Origin of the sequence: Legionella tunisiensis (genome assembly GCF_000308315.1) — a bacterium.
Taxonomy (GTDB): domain Bacteria; phylum Pseudomonadota; class Gammaproteobacteria; order Legionellales; family Legionellaceae; genus Tatlockia; species Tatlockia tunisiensis.
Genome location: NZ_CALJ01000265.1, coordinates 1 through 2,389, shown reverse-complemented (window position 1 = coordinate 2,389; position 2,389 = coordinate 1). Strand labels below are relative to the sequence as shown.

The window sequence follows — 2,389 nt, the reverse complement described above, 5'->3', positions numbered from 1 at the left end:
CACTACAGACATTTTTATTCCTAGATTTACATCAAAGATCCTTTTCCAATAACGAATGCTCCTCCCCTTCTTTCATATAAACCTTATCAATACAGCACTCATGACTTCCTTTTTAGGTAGTGTTTTTTCAAATTTGGAAAAGAAATAATACCCCCCTTTCGATTACAAAGGATTTAGACATGTCTAATAAAGAGAAAGGGATAACGGCCAAACCACAGCTACTGATCATTGAAGATAATTTTATCTGCCAGCAAATTTATCTCGCAGCACTGCGCGATTATTATCATATCGAATTGGCAAGTACTGCAGAGGAGGCTTTAGAACGACTGGCAGAGCAAGCGTACCAGTGCATTATTTCGGACCTGGGGTTACCAGATAGACCAGGGATTGAATTACTCCCTATTATTCGTAATAGCACACTGAATAAAAACACCCCCATTGTTGTTATCTCAGCCCATATAAGTGAGGAATTAAAACAAATTTGTTTACAATTGGGAGCAGATGACGTTTGTGTTAAGCCGATTACTGCAGTGATGCTACGGCAAATCATTGAAACACTTTTATAAAAAAGAGTCATGGTCACTGCAGCAATATAATTTTAATCCGATAATCAGCTCAATAGAGCCATTTAAATTAATTACCAGAACTATGTTTATTTATATGCTCTATGATATCCAATATTTGTTTGGGAACGTATTCTTTTCCTATCTTCTAAAATGTGCAATATCCTGTAATGGGTAGAAGAGCTAGATAGTCATGGTGGTAATGTGGTTACTCTGAATTAATAAATGCTTACATCGCTTAGTGACAATGTCTTGATATTTATTTAAATAAGCTTTTTCGCTTTCATCAACTGAAATAAGTGTCAATTCATCCTGAAGGGCAGATATTAATTTGCCAATAATGTATTTTAGGCGTTTAGCAACCAACGACCTTGCTAACTGGCATATATCAGCAAAATCAGCTAACTGATAAGCATTAATATTGTCCCCATCAAATTCATCCCCTAATGCCATTGCTAATGCATGCTCAAACTCAGGATACATTTTTATATTTACTAAATCATAAAATGGGGCTAGCGTAATCCCTTCCTCGCTAACAAAGAAACTAATATTTTTGCCATGAGCATCACAATTAAAAATCAAACTATTAAATAAAACCCAATCCAGTATTTGTTGCTTGGTTTTTGCAGGATTTATACATCGATTTGCAAAATCAAACAGCTTCGGCAAGCTGACCCCATCTCGAATATGTGCCACATCTCTGCTATTTCCAAAATTTTGCTCATATTTAAATTCAGGGGGTAAATTCAATGCCTGGCAACCATCTATCAGGTGGCGTCTTTTAACTAGGTTATTATTAGTTAACTTCCTATCAAAACGCTCTACCAATAAAGCAGGATGGCGGCCAAAACGTTTCATCTGAACATTGGCGACACTCAATCCACATCCTTTAGCTAATTGCATACTTAAGTATTCATTTAAAACTAAATAAGACAATTTTTGGGTTTCAAATTTAAGAATATGAGTAGAACACAAACTACCCTCTCCAAAGCCAAGTTGTCCTTGCTTATTTAACATCACATTTATTTTATCCTGTACCCCAGCAACCGAAAGACGGGGTTTACCATCCCAAACAATTAAACTATAAGGATCACGATTATTTAAACGCTGCTCCAATTCTTCATCGGCTATTAGTCGAAAATGAGCTTTATCAGGAATTGCTTGATTAGCTAGCAATATCACTAAGGAACCGGGTGTATCTAATCCTAAGGCTCGAATTAGCCCGAATGTATTGTTTTACTTAAATGAAAACTATTAACTAATACTTCTAAGGGGTTTCCTTCAGGTAATAAATTTCGTAAAAACGCTGTACATTTAAAGATGGAACATCCTGATGCAAAGGTAAGTGTGGAGAAATCGCGTAGCCTTTCTTTTGCCAGTTTTCATTGTACTTCAAATACAACTGATCCTCGATCAGGGTAATATTGGCTATTTGATATTTTCCCAGATAAACATCCAGGGTTTGTTTAGCTCCAATCATTTTCATCTCCACCGTTCTCCACCCACGGCTTTATATAAAGATTTATCCCTAAACCAGAACAAATTTGTAATACACTTGCTAACTGACAGTTCGATTGCCCATGCTCTATTTTCATAAAGGTTTCTTTGGCTACACCACATAAAGCAGCAGCATCCTCTAACCGTAAATCACTTTGAGTTCGACGTGCTTTAATGGTGTCTCCTAACAATTTTGCGGTTAGCGGCTGTTGAAGATTAGGAGTCTTTAATTTTTTATTTGCTTGGCCATATAATCCTACTAACGTAGACTTCATATAATATTTTCGAGCTAATTTCCCATTAATCCCATTATAATAGGATTAATTTCA

4 protein-coding genes are annotated in these 2,389 nt (G+C 36.0%); 1 reads left to right on the top strand and 3 read right to left on the bottom strand.

What is annotated here, in order from left to right:
- The first annotated feature begins 179 nt into the window (after positions 1 to 179).
- Complete coding sequence (locus BN58_RS26330) at positions 180 to 566, top strand: response regulator (RefSeq protein WP_019217680.1); 387 nt, start codon at positions 180 to 182, stop codon at positions 564 to 566.
- Positions 567 to 746: 180 nt separating this feature from the next.
- Here the strand turns inward: BN58_RS26330 and BN58_RS26325 are convergent, their stop codons facing one another.
- The 3 genes from BN58_RS26325 to BN58_RS26320 all read right to left on the bottom strand — a co-directional run bounded on the left by BN58_RS26325 (position 747) and on the right by BN58_RS26320 (position 2,335).
- Entirely contained in the window at positions 747 to 1,745 is a 999-nt protein-coding gene (locus BN58_RS26325) for a HipA domain-containing protein (protein ID WP_232220709.1), read from the bottom strand.
- A gap of 85 nt (positions 1,746 to 1,830) precedes the next feature.
- Positions 1,831 to 2,043 (bottom strand): HipA N-terminal domain-containing protein, encoded by a 213-nt coding sequence (locus BN58_RS34880; RefSeq protein WP_019217678.1) that lies wholly within the window; start codon positions 2,041 to 2,043, stop codon positions 1,831 to 1,833.
- On the bottom strand, positions 2,030 to 2,335 hold the full coding sequence (locus BN58_RS26320; RefSeq protein WP_019217677.1) for a helix-turn-helix domain-containing protein: 306 nt from the start codon (positions 2,333 to 2,335) through the stop codon (positions 2,030 to 2,032). Before BN58_RS26320 ends, BN58_RS34880 begins: the two co-directional genes overlap by 14 nt.
- Positions 2,336 to 2,389 lie beyond the last annotated feature (54 nt).